Source organism: Ancylobacter pratisalsi (assembly GCF_010669125.1).
Taxonomy (GTDB): Bacteria; Pseudomonadota; Alphaproteobacteria; order Rhizobiales; family Xanthobacteraceae; genus Ancylobacter; species Ancylobacter pratisalsi.
This window is the reverse complement of sequence record NZ_CP048630.1, coordinates 4,550,036-4,568,180: the sequence shown is the minus strand read 5'-3', so window position 1 is coordinate 4,568,180 and position 18,145 is coordinate 4,550,036. Positions and strand designations below refer to the sequence as shown.

Sequence of the window (18,145 nt, the reverse complement as noted above, 5' to 3'; positions counted from 1 at the left end):
GCTGCTGCGCTACATCCTCCGCCGGATCCTGATCATGATCCCGACGCTGCTCGTCACCAGCGCGCTGATCTTCACCGTGATGGAACTGCCGCCGAGCGACTATTTCGAGACCCTTCAGGCCGAGATGGCCGCGCAGGGCGAGCATGCCGACACCAGCCGCATCGAGTTCCTCAAGCGCGAATACGGCTTCGACCGCCCGCCGGTGGAGCGCTATTTCCGCTGGATCGCGGGCTTCGTGCAGGGCGATTTCGGCTATTCGTTCGAATATGAGATGCCGGTCCGTGATGTGGTGGGCGAGCGCCTCGGCCTGACCATCCTGGTGTCGTTCAGCACCATCCTGATGACCTGGCTGGTGGCCTTCCCGATCGGCATCTATTCGGCGACCCATCCCTATAGCTGGGGCGATTACGGGCTCACTTTCATCGGTCTGCTCGGCATCGCGGTGCCGCACTTCCTGCTGGCGCTGATCATGATGTATCTCGCCAATGTGTGGTTCGGTCTGTCCATTGGCGGGCTCATGGACCCGGCCTATTTCAACCAGCCATGGAGCTGGGCCAAGGTGCAGTCTGTGCTGGCCCATCTGTGGATCCCCGTCATCATCATCGGCGCCGGCGGTACCGGAACCATGGTGCGAGCCATCCGCGCCAACCTATTGGATGAGCTTCAGAAACAGTATTACGTGACCGCCAAGGCAAAGGGCCTTCCGCCCGGCCGGGCGCTGGTGAAATACCCGCTGCGCATGTCGCTCAACTTCTTCGTCTCGCACATTGGCGATGTGCTGCCGACCATCGTCTCCGGCTCGGAACTGACCGCCGTGGTGCTGTCGCTGCAGACCACGGGGCCGCTGTTGCTGCGCGCGCTGCAGAGCCAGGACATGTATTTGGCCGGCTCGTTCCTGCTGTTCCTGTCCTGCCTCACCGTCGTTGGTGTGCTCATTTCCGACATCGCGCTGGCGTTCCTCGATCCGCGCATCCGCCTTCAGGGAGGCAGCTCGAAATGAGCATGACCTCGCAGCCCTTGCCGCCTTCGGGCGCGCCGCTGGATCACTTCGTCGACCGCGCCCCGTTCGATCCGAACGCGAGCGAGCCGATGACCAAGGCGCAGGAGCGCGTCTATCTGGCCTCCCAGCTCACGCTGATGTGGTGGAAGTTCCGTCGCCACCGCCTCGCGGTCGTCTCCGGCATCTTCCTCGCCGGGCTCTACGCCTCGATCCTGATCTGCGAGTTCCTGGCGCCCTACAGCCCGTATGAGCGCCACACCGATTTCATCCGCAGCCCGCCGCAGGCTATCCACCTGTTCCATGAAGGCCGCTTCGTCGGCCCGTTCACCTATGGGCTGTCCTACAAGCTGGACATGGACAAGCTGCGCCGCGACTACACGGAGGACACCAGCCGCATCTATCCGGTGCGCTTCCTGTGCCGGGGCGACACCTACCAGTTCTGGGGCTTCATCGAGGGCGATCTGCATCTCATGTGCCCGGGTGAGGGCGGCACGATGTTCCTGCTCGGCACCGACCGGCTGGGCCGCGACATGCTCTCGCGCATGATCTATGGCGCGCGCATTTCGCTGACCATCGGCCTCATCGGCGTCTCGGTCAGCTTCGGGCTCGGCATCGTCATTGGCGGCCTCGCCGGCTATTACGGCGGCTGGTTCGATCTCGTGGTGCAGCGCGTTATCGAGGTGGTGCAGTCACTGCCCCATATCCCGCTCTGGCTGGCGCTCTCGGCGGTGATGCCGCCGACCTGGAGCCCGATACTGGTCTATTTCGGCATCACCATCATACTCGGGCTGATGGACTGGACCGGGCTGGCGCGCGCGGTGCGCTCCAAGCTTCTGTCGCTGCGCGAGGATGACTATGTGGTCGCCGCCCAGCTCATGGGCGCACGCACGCCGCGCGTGGTGTTCCGCCACCTCGTGCCGGGTTTCATGAGCCATCTCATCGCCATGGCCACCATCGCCATTCCGAGCATGATCCTGGGCGAGACCGCGCTGTCCTTCCTGGGCCTTGGCCTGCGCCCGCCCATCACCAGCTGGGGCGTGATGCTGAACGAGGCGCAGAACATCAACATCGTCGTCCTCTACCCCTGGCTCATCCTGCCGGTGGTGCCCGTCATCATCGTCATCCTCGCCTTCAACTTCCTCGGCGACGGGCTGCGTGACGCCGCGGATCCCTATCGCTGAGAACGCTTTCCGGCATGTCGAAGATCTCCCGTCTCGAAAAGACCCTGTTTCGCCTTCAGGCCCAGCACGCCTGCCTTGCCTATGCCTTCGGCGAGATCGCCGCGCGTCCGGGGCCGGTGGTCGAGCTCGGCCTCGGCCTCGGGCGCACCTTCTCCCATCTGCGCCACCATCTGCCCGAACGCGAGATCTACGTGTTCGACCGCGCCAACGGTGCCTATGCCGACTGCCAGCCCGACCCGGCGCTGCTGTTCCTCGGCGAGGTCGACGAAACCCTTCCCGCCCTTCATGACCGGCTTGCCGGCAAGGTGGTGCTGGCCAATGCCGACCTCGGCTCCTTTGATCGCGAGCAGAACCGCCGCGTCGCCGCCATGTGCGCGCGGGTTCTGCCCCCCGTCATGGCGCCGGGCGGCATCGTGATGTCGGACCTGCCGCTGGAGATGGCGGGCTTCGCGCCGCTGCCTCTGCCGCCGGGGGCGCGGGACGGCAGCTACCATCTGTACCGGCGCCAGCCCTGAGGGCGGGGGCCTGCTTGCGGCAGAGGAGCCGGCCGACGGCGAAAGGCGCCGCCTGTCAGCCTTCCGCCCGCGTGTTCTGCGCACCCGTCTCCTGCGCCAGCGAGCGGAAGCGCGCCACGCCGGAGCCGAGCAGTCGTGCCATCAGCGCATCGAGAAAGCCCTCGATCCAGCGATCATGGACGAGGTGATGCGTCAGGACCCCGATGGGCTCCAGCGTGCCCGGCGCCGCGGCCAACTCGTCCTCGATCAGCACCGCGAGCTGTTTCAGCAGCTTGCCTTCCTCCACAAGCCCGCCACCACCGTGCCAGTCGATCGGGTCCCAATGGGTGTTGATCTCGGTAAGGCCGGGCAGGGCCGCTGGCGATCGCCTCTTGTAGGTGGAGAGAACGCGATAGCCCGCGCCCGAAAGCCGACCCGCGAGTTCCGGGTCGATGCGGTTCCACGGCGGCACGAACACCGGCAGGGCGCGGGCGCCGAACAGCGCCTCTATCCGCCGCCGGCCCTCGCGTACCTGCTCGACCATGACATCCATCGGCCGATGCGGGCCAAATTCGGCCTTCTTGCTGCCGGGCGGGGCGTGGTTGGCGTGGGCCCAGCCATGCACCAGCACATCGACACCTGTCTCGGTCGCCAGCCTTTCGGCCAGCGCCGGGGTGGCGCGGTCGGGAATGACGGCGAGAGCGAGCGGAACCTTCCAGCGCCGCCGGTTCGCCAGCAGCGCCTCCAGCGCCGGCGTTGGTTCGGTGGCATCGTCGTCGCGCCACCAGAAATCGAGCGTCCGGCGTGCTGCGCGGGCGCGCCCCAGCGCAGCGTCGAGGTGGGCCCAGCCGGCCCGCGCCACCGCCCGGCGCGCGATCTCGTCGGCGACGATGTCGGCGGTCTTCGCCGCGCCCGCGCGGCCGATGCCGTGCCAGTCGGGGGCCGGACGGGCCAGTAGCTCCCGCAGCGCCGCGGCAAGGGTCTCGGGCGTCAGGGCCTCGGCCGGCAGGTGACGGGCGAGGCCGCGCCGGGCGAGTTCACCGGCGCGGATTGTCTGTTCCTTCTCGCCCCCCTCGGCGAAGGGCACGAGCACCGCGCGGGCATTGGCGGCGGCGAGGTCGAGAACCGTGTTGTAGCCGGCCTGGCTGATGGAAGCCGCGCCACGCGCCAGCAGCGCGGGGAAGTCCGGCCGCGCGCGCTCCACGATCATATTGGCGGGGGCCTCGGCCTTCAGCGCATCGAGCGTCTCGCCCGGCACGCTGCCACCTACCAGCAGCCGCCACCGCTTTTCCGGCACCAGCCGGGCTGCCTGCAGCGAGGCCAGCGCCAGAGGCAGGCCCGCCGCCGAGCCGCCGCCAGAAACGATGATCTCTCCCGCGCCAGCCTCGTCGGAAGTCGAGACTTGACGTGATCCGTCATGCACATAACCGGTTTCTCTCAACCGATTGTTCAACCGTTTGGCCTCGGGCCACGAGGCGCTGAGGGGCACCACGTCGGCAGCACCATGAAACAGCACGCCGTCATAGAAGCGCCCGAGGCACGCCAGCGTCGCCTCGGCGCGTTCCGGGCGCGAGGGCGGGTTCAGCACGTCGCGGATCGAGCACAGCACGGCGGGACGGTCCGCGCGCCCGTGCGCGTGAGCCAGCAGCGCGTCGAATTCGCCCGCGAGCGAGCGCCGCCCGAACGGGTACAGTTCGGTGATCAGCGCCTCCGGCCGTGCCGCGTCGAAGGCGGCCAGCAGGGCCTCGCGGCGGCGGGTGAAATAGTCCGCATCGGCGACAAGGCCGGGCGCGGCATAGAGCGTGGCGAAATCGGTGCCGACGCAGTGAACCGGCGGCAGGGCCACCAGCTCCAGCCCGTCGAGCGCAACGGTGGGCGCCGGCCGGCCGCCGGAGACCAGCGTGACCTTCCAGCCCCGCGCCGCCATCGCCGCCCCGACCGCCGCCATCCGCGCCAGATGGCCGACCCCGAGCAGATGGGTCACGACGATCATCACCCTGTGGTCGCTCAATGGTCGGTCTCCGGAAGTGCGATGCCGGCCTCCGCGAAGGCCCGCAGAAGCGTTGCGGCGGCGACGGGCAGGTCCCGTTCCTCGGCAATGAAGCGCGCGGCGTCGGCGCCCATAAGCTGGCGCTTCCGCGTGTCGATGATCAGCCCGCGCACCGCCTCGGCAAAGGCGGGCACGTCGCCGGTCGGGGTGAGCAGCCCTGTCCGCCCGACCTGCATGGTATCGCTGATGCCGCCATAGGCCCCGGCCACGCAGGCAAGGCCACGGGCCTGCGCCTCGAGATAGACCACCCCGAACGCCTCGTTGACGCCCGGCCAGACGAAGATGTCGCTGCCCGAGAGGCACGCCCCCAGCGCCGCACGGTCGGTGAGCGCCCCGTGGAAGGTCACGCGCTCGCCAAGGGGGGCGAAGGCGGCCTCGACCGCGCCCCGCGCGGGCCCGTCGCCGACGATGTCGAGCGTCCAGTCCTCGACGCGCAGCATCTCCAGCGCCGCGGCGAGCTGGCGGTAGGAGGCGAGCTTGTCGCCGTCCCTCATCATGGCGACACTCACGAGCCTCACCGGCCTGACGCTCCTCACCGGCGCTCCCATCGCACTCACGCGCCGGCGTGGCGCGTCTGGCCATTCGCGAAGATTGATGAACGGCTTGAGGTCCGCCACCAGCTGCCCGGGCGGCTTCAACCGGTCGAGCATTTCGCGGTCCGCCGCGGTCGGCGTCAGCAGCAGCCGGGCCGCGTCGATGGCGTGCTCGGCCAGCGCGTGACCCTCCGCAAACCGCCCAACGGCGCGCTTTGGCGCGCGGGAGGGCTCGGCGATGACATAGGGCACCCCAAGCCGCGCGGCGAGCGCGGGGCCGATCAGGTCGGGGGCCTTGTAATAGACGTGGTAGGTGAACACGCAGGCGGCCGGCCTGTCGGTCGCGCCCGCCAGCAGCCTTTCGATCTCAGCCGCCGCATCTTCGCGCAGCGCGTGCCAGTCGGCGGTGTCAGGATCAGGAACGAAGCTGCGCAAATGTGACGCCAGCTCGACCTGATAGCCGATATTTTCCAGTAACTTGACGAAAAGCCGAGCCATCGTGCGCTCGCCCGACGGCGTGGGGTGATCCGGTGATTTGAGCGGCGCGAGGAACAGGCAGCGCATGGCCTAGATCTCGGCCGGCGCGGCCTCGGCGGCGCTGGAGCCCGTGGCACTGGCGGGCTCGGCGACGGGCATGTCCGCGCCATTGGCGGACGCGCGCAGCCAGTCTTCCAGCCGATCGATCCCGGCCTCGAAGGTGAAGTCCGCCCGCAGGCGCTGGAAGGCAGCTGCCCCGAGCGCGGCACGCCGTTGCGGGTCGGCGATGAGGCTCGCCAGCGCGGCAGAAAGGGCAGGGGCGTCTCCAGGCGGCACCAGCAGGCCGTTCACGCCGTCATCCACGAATTCCGGCACGCCGGCGAAGCGGGTGGAGACGATCGGCAATGCCTGTGTAGCCGCTTCCATGATGACGTTCGGCAGCCCGTCGCGGTCACCATCTTCGCCCGGACGGCTGGGGAGCACGAAAAGGTCGGCGGCGCGCAGCGCCTCAACCACCGCACCTTGCGCCTGGCTGCCGCGCCATTCGATTTTATCATGTATATTCAGTCGGATAGCCTGTTCTTTCAGGCTGTCGACCAAGGGGCCGGTGCCGATATGGGTCAGGTGCCAGTGAAGGGAGGCCGGCAGCTGGGCCAGTGCCTCCAGCAGCGTGTCGAACCCCTTTTTCGTCACCGCGCGCCCGACCGCGATCAGGCGCACCGGATCGGCGGCATCATCGCCGCTTGCCGGCCGCCGGGTCGCCGGCGGCGCCGGGAAGCGGGAGAGATCGAGGCCGTGATAGACAAGCTGGACACGGCCCCCGGCGCCTCCCGCGACCCGGCGCAGTTCGTTCCAGCCATCCGCTGTGCAGGTCGCGCCCCATCGGGCGTCGGCGATCTTCTCCCGCCGCTCCCAATCAGGCGTCGTCCATATGTCTTTGGCATGCGCCGAGAACGAAAAGCTCCGGCCGGTCAGCAGCGCCGCGTAGCGCGTGACGGAGGCGGGCGTGTGCAAGAAATGCACATGGAGGTGCCCAATGCTCGGGTCGAGCTCCCGCGCCAGCACGAAGGCCTGACCTAGCCGTCGCAGGCGGCTGGCGGAGAAATCCCGCCGCAGATCGCCCAGAAACGCCCGTATGGCGGGTTTCCAGCGCAAATGGCGGAACGCATGGGCCATCCCGCGCAGCACCCGCAGGGGATCGTCCTTGAGGTATTCAGGCAGATAGAACAGCCGGGCCGATATCGCTTCGTGCATGGGATGGCGGAAGCGGTCCGTCGGGCGGCGCAGCGACCAGATGTCGAACTCCAGTCCGCGCCTTTCCAACTCCAGGATTTCCTGCGCGATGAAGGTCTCGGAAAGGCGAGGGTACCCCTTGAGCACAATGGCAATCCGCGCTGCGCCGGTCTTGTGTGCCGGGCCGCTGGAAGAACGCTTGGGCAAATCAGCCCCCAAGGCCTATCGACGCCACGGAATCGGTCGGCTCCCGGCCGGCAATGTGCGGCGCTACGTAGTCCGCTATGCTGGGCAGGCCCTCCAGCAGGCCGGGGGGAGAAACCAGCGACGGGGCCGGTTGGTCGCGCAGCGCGGTGAGCGCCTGTGCCATGACCATGGGGTCCCGCGTCGGCTCACCCTGTTCGATCGGATCGAGCAGCATCTGCACCAATCCCAACGCTGAGGCGCGGGTGGCCCGGATCAACTGTTCCTGGCGGGGGCGGGAGCGGGGCATCAGCAGGGCGGGCTTGTCGAAGGACAGAATCTCGCAAAACGTATTGTAGCCGCCCATCGCGACGACGGCAGAGGCACGGTTCATCAGCCGCTCGATTTTCGGGTCGAACACGATCGCATCAACCTTGGGCAGGCGGTCAATCCGCTCAAGGAACTGCGCCCGCTGAGCATTGGAAAGGAAGGGACCGAAGGTGATGACGGATGGCAACGGAATCTGAGGGTCCGCCTCATAGGCGGAAATCACCCAGTCGATCAGCCCGGCCCCATCGGCGCCTCCACCTGTGGTGACGAGGATGAAGGGGCCCTTGGTCGAACGCGGATAGCGCACACCGGAGGAACCGCCGGGGACAGAGCGGCGCAGATAGCCGGTGTAGACGATGCGCGAGCGCATCTCGGCTGGCATGGGAATGCCGTCGAGCGGGCGGTAGAACTGCTCCGTCCCATACACAAGCACATCATCGTAATGGTCGGTCATCACGCGGATGGCACCCTTGTCGTGCCACTCCGAGCGAATGATTTCCGGGCTGTCGAGCACGTCGCGCACGCCGATGATGCGGCGCGTGCCCATGTTGCCCATCAGCTTGAGGCTGGGGACAAGCTCGCCGCGGAAACCGGCGGGTTCCTTGTCGGCGATGAAGATATCGGGCCGGAACGATTCGGCGGTCTGCCTTATGAGCGCTTCGCGGATCGCCGTTACCTCGGCGACGTCGAGGCGCAGATTGGCGCTCGCATAGCTTCCGCTCTCGCTCTTGGCGATCCCGGGAACGTGGACGAAATCGATACCCGGCGCGAAATTGAAGCTGCCTGCCAGCGATGAGCCGGAAATGATCAGCACCGACGCATGGCTGTGCGCCGCCACCAGCGCATTGGCAATGGCGCGCGAGCGGCGGATATGCCCCAGCCCGTAGGTGTCGTGGCTGTACATGAGGATGCGCGACGTCCCCTTGCTCTGCCGCGCCGGCTCGGCTGGGGACGCGTGGCCGGTATTCAGTTCCATTGGTCTGTCCGCTGGCGGATCGCCATCACTGTTGCTGGTCGATCCATCGATCGAGACCCATTACTCTAGATTTGGCTACGATGGTAAGACGCAGTGGTGGGCTCTGTCGAGCCGGCGCCATCGATGGCATTTGGACAACAGTGCGGCCGTGAAAAAATGCTGTAGCAGGCATGCAGCCTGCGCAGGGCGCCCTCTGATGACAATGGCTTGAACGCTGCCAACGTCGTGAACAGCTACCGGGCTCGAGCGAAACAGAAACCCGCTCCATTCTGCCATAAATCCCAACGTGATCTAGTCGGCGTGTGCGCGCGGCGCAATCCGAATAGTCTTCATGGCAGGCGGCGGGTTGGTCCATCCCGAGCTCTGCGATCCTCCCGTTCCCGCTCTGCCGAGAGGCTGCGGCAGGACGGCCGACGCGCGGTTAAGCGCGACGTTCTGGATCAAGAATTCCGTGCCGGATTGCCAGCGGCAAGAGGCGAGGGCGATCCGTTGACGGTTAAGGCTGGCGATCTGGCGGGTGTTGCCCATCGCGTCGGGTCTGACGATTCGGGAGCCGCGCCGCGGGCTCGCTAAGCGCGTCGAAGCCCCGGATATGCCGGCCGTCGAGCGGTGTTGGTCATGAGGCTACGGTGCACGCCGCCTGGCGTAACCCTATGATTATACACGCGCAGTCATGTTCGATGACGGCCCGGCAGCGGCAAAAATGCGACCAAAAAACGGCATCGCTATTCACGGCCGACCCGGATAGGGTTCAGCAGCCCTGTGGGCGGGGCGGCGGGGCGTAGCATGAAAATTCGACGGACTTCTCACGGCGTGGCACGGGCGCGTGCCCTCGGTTTTGTTGCGATGGGACTGGGTGTTGGCAGCCTTCCGCAGGTGGCGAAGGCCGACCCTCTGCCGCAGGAGCCCACCATCTACCAGCCGCTGAATTTTGGCACCAACGGCACGTTCCTCACCGGCATCCGCGGCGACAACATCGTCGGCAATTATACCATTCCGGGCACTACCGGGACCGGCGGTCTTTACTACAACATGACGACACAAACCTGGTCGCCGATGCCGGAAGCCACGGCAAACGGGGCGAACTTCCCCGGCGCGATCGGTTCGTCACCCTACGGGCCGAATTTTGGCAATCCCGATGGCATTCTGCGCGTGGTCGGCAGCTACCAGACCGCAACGTCGGCGCCCTATGACCTGAGCTATCTTTATGATGCCGCCGCCGCGCCGGGACAGCAGATCACGACCCTGATCTATCCGGACTCGGGCACGCTCTACACCATCGCGCACAGCACGTTCGGCAACCAGGTCGTCGGCAACTACGACACCCAGCTCGCGACCGGCAACGCCTTCATCTACAACATCGATACCGGCACCTACGTCACCAACAACATTCCCGGCGCCATCAGCACCACGGCTTACGGTATCTATGGCGACAAGATCGCCGGAGGCTATGGAGAGGTGATGGTCGATGGCGTTATCCATGCCGAGCACGGGTACATCTACGACCAGACCACCGGCGATTATGTCACCTACGATCATCCCGGCGCGGTCGCCACGCATTTCGAGGGCATAACCGGTGCTGGACGATCCGGGGAATACAATCTCGTCACCAATTGGGTGACCGCGGACGGTACCGTTCATCCGGCGGTGATGCATGTCGACGCCCTCGGTGTCGCGACCTGGTACGAGATCGACATTCCCGGAGCCGTCGTTTCGTCCAACTCCGCCTATGGCGAGAATGTCGTCGGTATCTACGTCGACAGCAACGGCATCAACGGGTACCTGGCGACCATTCCGGGTATCTACAATCCGATCCGCAATACCGGCACGCTGACATCCGCCGCCGCGAATGAGGCCGTCCTGTCCGGACTCAAGGGCGATGACATCATCAACAGCGGCATCATTCAGGTCAGCGGTAATGGCGGCCTCGGTATGCGCGGCGAGACCTATGGCGTGTTGACCAATAGCGGGACTATCGTTGCGACCGGTGCGTTCGGTTCGGCGGTTGAGTTGCACGGTCTCTATGGCACTTTCCTGAACTACGGCACCTTGCAGGCCACGGCAGTCGCCGATGCCCTGCGGACCGGACCCGACAGCTACGGCACGGTGATCGTGAACACCGGCATCATCGACGGCCGAATCGCCGCGACGGAGGGGGCGGCGAAGCGTTTCGAGAACAGCGGCTGGATTGGCGTCACCACCACTGACGTGCCGGTCGTGCATCACTTCAGCGGTACCTTCGTTCAGACACCGGCCGGCACCCTTGCGGTTCGGTTAAGCGACGACTGGAACGACGGGATGGCGGTCACGGGTACGGTGCGACTGGCCGGCACGCTGGAGGCCAACTTTCAGACCATGAACTTCGCGCCGAGCTATGCGCTCATCGGCGCGACGCAGGGGGTCTCCGGCGCGTTCGACACGCTGGCCACATCCGGCCTTCCTGCCTTGTTCGATGCTTCCGTTAATTACGGCCCGACCGCTGTCACGCTGAGCGTGGCCTCGGATCTCGCCAACGTACCGAACAACACGCCCAACCAGCGCGCGGTCGGCGGCGCCATCGACGGCATCATCAACACCCCGTCGGATGGGTTTCTGACCCAGCTGCCGGAGGCACTGGCCCCGCTCTACAACCTCTCATCCGACCAATTGTCCGGCGCGCTCAATGCCCTGTCCGGCGAGGCCTATGCCAGCGAACAGTCCGTGCTCATAGGCGATAGCCTCTTTAGCCGTCAGGCGATCCTCGGGCGCCTGCGCCAGGGTTCCTATGCAGGGCAGGCGGGTCCGACGGGCGCACTCGGCTATGGCGGCCCGGCGCTCGCCTATGCGCCACCGGCTCAAGCTGGCGTGCCGTTCCCGACCAAGGCGGCCGTTGCCACTCCTGAGCCGGCCTTCAACGGCACTATCTGGGCGCAGGGCTTCGGCGGCTGGAGCGACTACGACAGCGGCACCAACACCGCCAGCGTCGATGCCACCATTGGCGGCATCATTTCCGGCGCCGATGTGAAGGTCGACGACTGGCTTCTTGGCGCGGCGCTGGGCTATTCCCAGTCGAGCGCCGACACTGACGCGCTGGCGAGTTCGTCCGACGTCGACAGCCTGCTGCTCGCTCTCTACGCCGGCACCAGCTCCGGTCCCTGGAATCTCCGCCTCGGCGCCAGCTACGCCTTCAACCAGATCGACGCGTCGCGCACCATCGCCTATCCCGGTTATGCCGAGCAGGCGAACGCGGACTATGACGGCGGGACAGCGCAGGTCTTCGCCGAGATCGGCTACGGCTTCGCCGTTCAGCAACTGGCGATCGAGCCATTTGCCGGGCTCGCTTATGTCCATCTCCACACGGACAGCTTCAGTGAGACCGGCGCCTCCGCTGGCCTGACGGGCTCATCAAGCTCGATGGATGCCAGCTACTCTTCGCTTGGTCTGCGCGCGGCGACAACGCTGGAACTGTCCAACGGCGTCGCGCTTCAGCCGCACGCGGCTGTTACATGGCAGCACGCATTTGGGGACATCACTCCGGAAACCCAGATGGCGTTTCTCAGCGCACCCGGCGCGAATTTCACCGTGGCTGGCGTGCCGCTCGCCGAGAACACGGCGCTTGTGGAAGTCGGCGCCGACCTGCAACTGACCGAACAGGTCAGCGTCGGTGTGTCCTACCTCGGCCAGTTCGCTGACAGCGTGACCGTGAATGCGCTGCAGGCCAATCTGCGGTGGCGTTTCTAGTCAGTTTGCGCCCGCGGAAGGTCCCATCTGTGATCCGGGAAACCTCCTTTCCGGAAATCCCTGAGTGGTCGCAAGGGCGCTGACGGCAGACAGTCTGAAACCGGCTCCAGGAAAGCGGGGCCGGCACAACCTGCCCAGGTGCCCATGAAGACCAGTCGCGGGCTGCAAGCGCGATAGCGAACCCGAGCCCGGCAGCAGCCAAGTCGAGGGCTTTGCGCTTCCTCGCCATTATCGCAAAGGGGGCGAGCGAGATGGTTGAGGTTTGGCCAGAAAGTCCGTCAGCAAGCATTAAGAGCCGATCGAGATATGGATCCTGATAAAAAAATCAGGGCACTCCATGCGCGCCGACCTGCTCGCGAGACTGTTGAAAGCAGAACGGTATGGCATAATGAAAGTCGTTGCGGGATTATGATCTCAGGCCGCAGAGTGGAGTGTGACAGTGGTACAATTTCGGCGCGCAGAAGCCGGGTGCTTTGGGCGGTGTGCCTTTTGGTTGGTCTTCGCCGCCGCAGCTCCTCTAGCGGCTCAGCCAGCGCAAGCGCAGAGCTGGCAAACCTGCATCGAGGCGATCACCCAGACTCAACACGATCTGAAGCAGGTGCTGCCGAAGCCCAAGCAGCCGCAGACCCAGCCCCAGTCCATCGCGGCGCAGGATTCCAAGGAGCCGACGCCGGAATCCTTGGCGGCCGCCGGGCTGCAACCGCCGCAATCCGGTCCCGAGGCGGCGTTGAACCAGGCGCTGAACCTTCAGGCCGCAGGTGATGAGGCGGGTTGCATGAAGGCGGTAACCGAGGCCCGCACCCTGGCGGGTCTCAAATAGACGGCACGGGCGTGAGGCGTACCGCGCTACATCGGTGCAAATGGGCCTGCGGCGTGCCTGCGCCGCCGGCCCGGATCGCCTGACAGCGCGTCAGAACGCGATGCTTCCGCCGCCGCCGATGGCGTAATCGCTTCCGCCCGCATACCAGGTGTCCTGATAGAAGGCCGATGCCCTGAACGACGGCGACAGGTTCACATGCAGCGCGGCACCGATGGTGTTCTGCGTGACGTAGTTTCCGGCGATGTAGTTGCGATTCTCCGGGAGGTAGGTGAGAACCGCATAGATTGAATCGAAGGGGTGCAGTACGGCGGTCACATTCAGTCCGCTGACAGCCTGGGGCTGATAGTACTGTGTTTGTGTCACTTCCGTCGTTTCGTCGAATTCGCCGAAGGCGTAGCCGATCTGGAGCTGCGGCAGCCAGGAAGCGATCTTGAGGCTGACCCGCGGCGTGACCTGCGAGAACGAGCCGAGTTCATAATCCTCGAAGGTGAAATTTGCCCCGAAGGCGACCCACTTCTCGCCGTTGATCTCGACCGGCAGGGTGTATTGCGGGGAAACATACGCCGCCCACTGATAGGTATATTGCGTGTGTATTCCAACGCCGACCATGGCGTTCAGGCTGAAATCCTCGGTCGGCGAATAGCCGACGCCGCCGACGAAGTTCCACAGCGAGATCGACGATTGCTCTTGATAGAGCTGCTGGCCGAGCAGTTTCCAGGTGTCGTCGATGCGATAGGTGGCCTGCGCCGCCTCGGTATAGAGGTCCGCCAAGGGCGGGCCGCTGGTCCAGCTCTGCACGTTGCCCGACAGCGTGAACGGCAGCGGCCCGGTCTGCGTGCTCAGCCCCACCTGATCCGCCGCAGCCTGGAGATGACGGGTATTGCCGAAGAAATGCGTCATGCCGGTCGATGCATCGCTACTGGCCGCGCTGGCGCTCACGCCTCCGCTCTCCTGAGCGAAGGCGTGTCCGGAGGCGAGGACAAGGCCCACCAGGGCCAGTGCGCTTGGACAGGGCAGCCACGCCGACGATCGTTGCATCGCCAGTCTACCGGTCGGCCTTGGGCGGGAAGAACCACTTCCCGTCCTTTATAGGCAGGAACGAGCCATCATCGACACCGACTTCCGCCGTAATCAGATCATTGGTCAGCTTGTTGAGCCTGAGGAGAAGGTCCCCGTTTGTCTTGGTGTCCAAGGCAAGGTTGTTCATCTCCTCCGGGTCTTCCTGAAGGTCGTAGAGCTCGACATCGTTCTTGGCGAGCAGGTCGTCCAGCGTCGTCGGCGTGTTGAAGTCGGTCTGGCCGAAATAACGCGAGAAGCGGTAGCGCCCGTCGAAGATGCTGCGAATGCCGACCCGCTCAGCAAAGTTCGGGTCGTTCTTGAGGTAGGTCTGGACCTTCTCATCATTGGTGACCTTGCCCGAAAACGTCATTTGCACGAAGTGCTCGGCCCAAGTCACGTCCTGGTAGGACAGCATGTTGTAGTTGAACAAAGCCGCTGGCCGGACCTCGTCGACCTTGGCGCTGGCGCCCTTCTTCAGCAGGCTGGAGAGGTCATGGCCTTTGAGGCCATCGGCGGCCTTGGCCTGTGCGGCAGGATCGGCGCCGGTCAGCGCGATGAGGGTCGGGGCAAGATCGAGCTGCGAGGTGATAGCCGGGCAGACGACTCCGCCGGGATAGGCGGGGTGATAGATGATGAGCGGGACATGGTTCTGCTCCTTGTAGGTGCAGTTGCCCTTGCCGCGCATCTGATGGTGGCCGCCGAGTTCGCCATGGTCGGCGTTGAACACAACGATGGTGTTCTTGTCCATCTTGTTGTCGGCCAACGCCCGGAGGACGCTCATGACCTGGTTGTCGCAGTCGCGGATGCAGTTGTAGTAGTAGTTGCGCAGCACATGCCAGCGACGGTCCTCGTCGGGCCATGCGCCGACCATCATGTCCTGGATCTGCTGGTAGATGCTGTGCGCTTTCGGGCGACCAGGCGCATCAAGAGGTTGGCTGCGGTTGGCCGGCAGCGGCAACTCGTCCCAACGTTCCTGATAGAGCGCGTCGTTGGGTGTGGGGAAGATGTCGATCGCGGCATTCTTGCCCTGCACGACCTGACCCGGCAGATCCGAGTTGATATACATCACATCGTGCGGATTGACGAAGTTGACGGCGAGGAACCAGGGCTGTCCCTTGGCGCGCAAATCCTCGCCCTCTCGGCGCATCCAGCTCGCCACCCGGTCGGCGGTGAAGCCGTCGAAGGTGTAGCCGCCAAGTCCGCTGTCGATCAGGTCGCCGACGCCGAAGAAGCCATCGAAGCCGTAGCTCTGGATGATCTCCCGATAGTCGGCCATCGGCGCATCGACCGCGACCTTGGTCTGGTCAAGATTGGCGCTCATGTGCCACTTGCCCTGATAGGACGAGTAGTAGCCGAGCTCGCTCATGCGATGGCCGATCGTCTTGATCGAGGTCGAGAGATCGGGCTGCCAGAGGTAGTTCAGGTTGTCGAAGACGCCGGAGTGCTGGATGTGCTCGCCGGTGTAGATGACCGAGCGGGCGGGGGAGCACACGCACGACGCCGCCTGGTGATTGGCGAAGGTAACGCCCTTCGCCTTCAGCATCTCCCGGGCCGGCACCGGAAAGGGCCATTTCGGAAAGAAGTGCTCCTGATCGACCAGAATGAAGAGAATGTTGTAACCACCTGGCGGCGAATCCGGCGCTGTGATCGGGACAGCGGCCTCGGCCGGCGCAGTCGCCGCCTCCGCCGCGGCAGTCGAGGTACCCGAAATCAGGTTGGCGCTGAGGATCGTGGCCGTTCCCTTGCCGAGCAGGTCGCGTCGGGAAATACCGCCAGGCTTGTCGTCTTGGGACATCAGTATCGGCCTCTTAAGAACGCAGGCAGGAAGGGGTGGCGAGTACGGGTGCCGGCTTTTGAGGTCCGGCCTCCGCGTGACGGCGCAGCGGACGGGGTCACCTCATCAGGAACTGCACAAACGCTGCCAGTGACGATGCTCTCGCGGGACGCGGTTCGCCTCGCAATCGGAACGGGCTTGGCCATTCAGCGCCATGAAGCAGGACTTTCCCTCGACATAGGCCTGACAGAAGGACCGGTCGCTGCCGTCAAAGGCCATGAAGCAGTTCTTCTTCGAACAGATCTCGGGAAGCAGCTGGGCACGAAGAGGAAGCGTTGCGACGCCCAGGACGAGTATCAAAAAGGCGAGAAAGGTCTTCATGCGGGAACTCTTCGATCGAAAGAGTAATTCGAGAATATGTGCCTCACGCCTTGTGGCGGATGGTCCCGTTCATCATCGCCATATCGACCTTCGCCTTGTGGATATCGTGCGGATCTCCCTCAAGTATGTTGCGGTCGAGAATGATCAGGTCGGCGAGCTTCCCCACCTCGATCGAGCCCAGTTGGTGGTCCATCCGCAGCTGATACGCGGCGCCGAGTGTATTGGCGTGGATCGCTTCCTCGACCGTCAGCCTCTCATCGGATGGGCTCAGCACCGGCGCGTCCTTCAGGCCGATGAGTTGCCGGGTGACGCCTACCTGGATCGACTTCAGCGGCTCATAGGTCGAAAAATAGCCCGCGGCCGGCCAGTCTGTCCCGAACGAGACGCGGCCGCCTTGCTTCAGGACCGTCTTGGTGCGGTACATCCGGCTGGCGCGTGGCTCGCCATAGCGGGCCACCATGTTCTGCAACGTGTCCGGGTCGGCCGAGGACCAGTTCGCCGAGAATTGGGCGATGACCCCGAGCTTGGCAAAACGCGGGTTGTCGCTGTCCTCGACATAGACCAGATGCGCGATGGTGTTTCGTCGGTCTCGCGCCGGATTGGCGGCTATCGCCTTCTCGATCGAATCGAGCGCCACCCGCGCCGTGCGCTCGCCGCAGGCATGGATATGCACGTCGAAGCCGGCCGCATCGACCATGCCGACAAGCTGGTGCCACTGATCCTCGGTGAAGGGCGAACCGCCGGTTGAGTCGGGCATGTCGGCATAGGGCTCGATCAGCCACGCGGTGTAGCCCCCCTGCGAGCCGTCACCGATGATCTTCACCGTGTCGACTTTGACCAGCTCGCTGCCGATCCGCTTGCGGATGTCGGTCAGCGTTTCAACCACCTGGTCGATCGGGGGGGGACTTCACCGAATAGGACGCCGAGACGCGGAACGGCAACACGCCGCGCTTCTCCGCATCTTCATAGAGCGCGAACATCGCACCTTGGTCGCTGCCGATGGGCGGCACGCCGGCGTCGAATACGGTAGTGATGCCGGCAGCAGCGGCCTTGGGCAGCCAGCCTTCCAGCAGTCGGGCCATGGTCTGTGCCGAGATCGGCTCGACCGCGTTCACCAGGCTCAGCACCGCGTTCACTTCCAGCACATAGCCGGTCGGGTCACCCTTCTGGTCGCGGGCGTAATAGCTGAAGCGCGGGATGGGATCGGGCGTGTCGCGATTGACGCCGGCCATCTCCAGCGCCTTCGAATTGGCCCACAGGCTATGCCCGTCAATGGCGAAGAAGAAGGCCGGCCTGTCCGGCAGGATACGGTCCAGCTCTGCCCGATTGGGGCCCTCGGGTGGGAACATGTCGACCCGCCAGCCAAAGCCGCGGATCGGGCCAGTGGGATGCTCCTTGGCGTAGCCCGCGATGGCCGCCAGCACCTCGTCGAGATTAGCGAGCTGGAGATCGAGGCCGGACGTCAGGAATGCACCCAGGAAGGGATGGGTGTGACCCTCGACAAAGCCCGGCATCAGCAGGCGGCCCTTCAGGTCCACCATCTGCGTCTTCGGTCCGGCCAAAGCCATCGCCCCGGCTTCATCACCGACATGGACAATGGTCTTGCCCTTCACAGCAACGGCCTTCGCCCAAGGTGCGGAGCCGGCAACGGTATAGACGCGTCCATTGTGGAACACGTAATCGGCAGCGCCGTCCGCCGCGCCTTGGGCGAACACTTCGCTTGCACGGAAGACCGACGTCATGGCCGCCGCGGCAGTGAGGCCGGCACCGGCTCGCAAAACAGCGCGCCGGCTGGTGCCGCCGCTTCTGCTCATCGTGACGGGGTTTCCAAACTTTGAAAAATGGGGGGCCCAGTCACACGCGATACACATCGACGACTCCTTGATGCCCTCAACAGGCACACCAAACACAGATGGTATTCTGCAACGCCTAGT

General features: G+C 65.0%; 14 protein-coding genes. 5 read left to right on the top strand and 9 right to left on the bottom strand.

The window, feature by feature from the left end; genetic code table 11:
• Nucleotide 1: 1 nt before the first annotated feature.
• The 3 genes from G3A50_RS21280 to G3A50_RS21270 are packed head-to-tail and all read left to right on the top strand — an operon-like array spanning nucleotide 2 to nucleotide 2,696.
• Nucleotides 2-1,000, top strand: a complete 999-nt coding sequence (locus G3A50_RS21280; RefSeq protein WP_163077973.1) for an ABC transporter permease — start codon at nucleotides 2-4, stop codon at nucleotides 998-1,000.
• Nucleotides 1,001-1,002: 2 nt separating this feature from the next.
• Nucleotides 1,003-2,181, top strand: coding sequence for an ABC transporter permease (locus G3A50_RS21275; RefSeq protein ID WP_163077970.1), 1,179 nt, complete (start codon nucleotides 1,003-1,005; stop codon nucleotides 2,179-2,181).
• 14 nt (nucleotides 2,182-2,195) lie between these two features.
• Nucleotides 2,196-2,696: a class I SAM-dependent methyltransferase gene (locus G3A50_RS21270; protein WP_163077096.1), complete on the top strand. Its 501-nt coding sequence runs from the start codon at nucleotides 2,196-2,198 to the stop codon at nucleotides 2,694-2,696.
• A 55-nt stretch (nucleotides 2,697-2,751) separates the two neighbouring features.
• Here the strand turns inward: G3A50_RS21270 and G3A50_RS21265 are convergent, their stop codons facing one another.
• Genes G3A50_RS21265 through G3A50_RS21250 form a run of 4 tightly spaced genes read right to left on the bottom strand, consistent with a single transcriptional unit; the run spans nucleotide 2,752 to nucleotide 8,457 of the window.
• A complete protein-coding gene (locus tag G3A50_RS21265) occupies nucleotides 2,752-4,686 on the bottom strand; it encodes a glycosyltransferase (RefSeq protein ID WP_163077095.1) in 1,935 nt (644 codons plus the stop codon).
• Nucleotides 4,683-5,822 (bottom strand): glycosyltransferase family 4 protein, encoded by a 1,140-nt coding sequence (locus tag G3A50_RS21260; protein ID WP_163077094.1) that lies wholly within the window; start codon nucleotides 5,820-5,822, stop codon nucleotides 4,683-4,685. The genes G3A50_RS21265 and G3A50_RS21260 overlap by 4 nt, the downstream gene beginning before the upstream one ends.
• Nucleotides 5,823-5,825: 3 nt before the next feature.
• Nucleotides 5,826-7,175 (bottom strand): glycosyltransferase family 4 protein, encoded by a 1,350-nt coding sequence (locus tag G3A50_RS21255; protein ID WP_210255188.1) that lies wholly within the window; start codon nucleotides 7,173-7,175, stop codon nucleotides 5,826-5,828.
• Between the two features lies 1 nt (nucleotide 7,176).
• Nucleotides 7,177-8,457: a glycosyltransferase family protein gene (locus tag G3A50_RS21250; protein ID WP_163077093.1), complete on the bottom strand. Its 1,281-nt coding sequence runs from the start codon at nucleotides 8,455-8,457 to the stop codon at nucleotides 7,177-7,179.
• An 846-nt stretch (nucleotides 8,458-9,303) separates the two neighbouring features.
• On the opposite strand from G3A50_RS21250, the gene G3A50_RS21245 reads away from it, so the two are divergent.
• Nucleotides 9,304-12,177 carry an autotransporter family protein gene (locus G3A50_RS21245; RefSeq protein WP_246251968.1) on the top strand — a complete coding sequence of 958 codons (2,874 nt, stop codon included), beginning with the start codon at nucleotides 9,304-9,306 and terminating at the stop codon, nucleotides 12,175-12,177.
• A 493-nt stretch (nucleotides 12,178-12,670) separates the two neighbouring features.
• A complete protein-coding gene (locus G3A50_RS21240) occupies nucleotides 12,671-12,997 on the top strand; it encodes a hypothetical protein (protein WP_163077091.1) in 327 nt (108 codons plus the stop codon).
• A 90-nt stretch (nucleotides 12,998-13,087) separates the two neighbouring features.
• On the opposite strand, the gene G3A50_RS21235 is transcribed toward G3A50_RS21240, so the two are convergent.
• The 5 genes from G3A50_RS21235 to G3A50_RS22885 form a co-directional block, all read right to left on the bottom strand.
• Nucleotides 13,088-13,936 (bottom strand): hypothetical protein, encoded by an 849-nt coding sequence (locus G3A50_RS21235; RefSeq protein WP_246251965.1) that lies wholly within the window; start codon nucleotides 13,934-13,936, stop codon nucleotides 13,088-13,090.
• A gap of 106 nt (nucleotides 13,937-14,042) precedes the next feature.
• Nucleotides 14,043-15,851 carry a sulfatase family protein gene (locus G3A50_RS21230; RefSeq protein ID WP_163077089.1) on the bottom strand — a complete coding sequence of 603 codons (1,809 nt, stop codon included), beginning with the start codon at nucleotides 15,849-15,851 and terminating at the stop codon, nucleotides 14,043-14,045.
• A 105-nt stretch (nucleotides 15,852-15,956) separates the two neighbouring features.
• On the bottom strand, nucleotides 15,957-16,211 hold the full coding sequence (locus tag G3A50_RS21225; RefSeq protein ID WP_163077088.1) for a hypothetical protein: 255 nt from the start codon (nucleotides 16,209-16,211) through the stop codon (nucleotides 15,957-15,959).
• A 43-nt stretch (nucleotides 16,212-16,254) separates the two neighbouring features.
• Nucleotides 16,255-17,097, bottom strand: coding sequence for an amidohydrolase (locus G3A50_RS22890; protein WP_281355828.1), 843 nt, complete (start codon nucleotides 17,095-17,097; stop codon nucleotides 16,255-16,257).
• The gene (locus tag G3A50_RS22885; RefSeq protein WP_281355827.1) at nucleotides 17,090-18,025 is read right to left on the bottom strand and encodes an amidohydrolase; all 936 of its coding nucleotides are present in this window, start codon (nucleotides 18,023-18,025) and stop codon (nucleotides 17,090-17,092) included. Before G3A50_RS22885 ends, G3A50_RS22890 begins: the two co-directional genes overlap by 8 nt.
• Nucleotides 18,026-18,145: the final 120 nt, after the last annotated feature.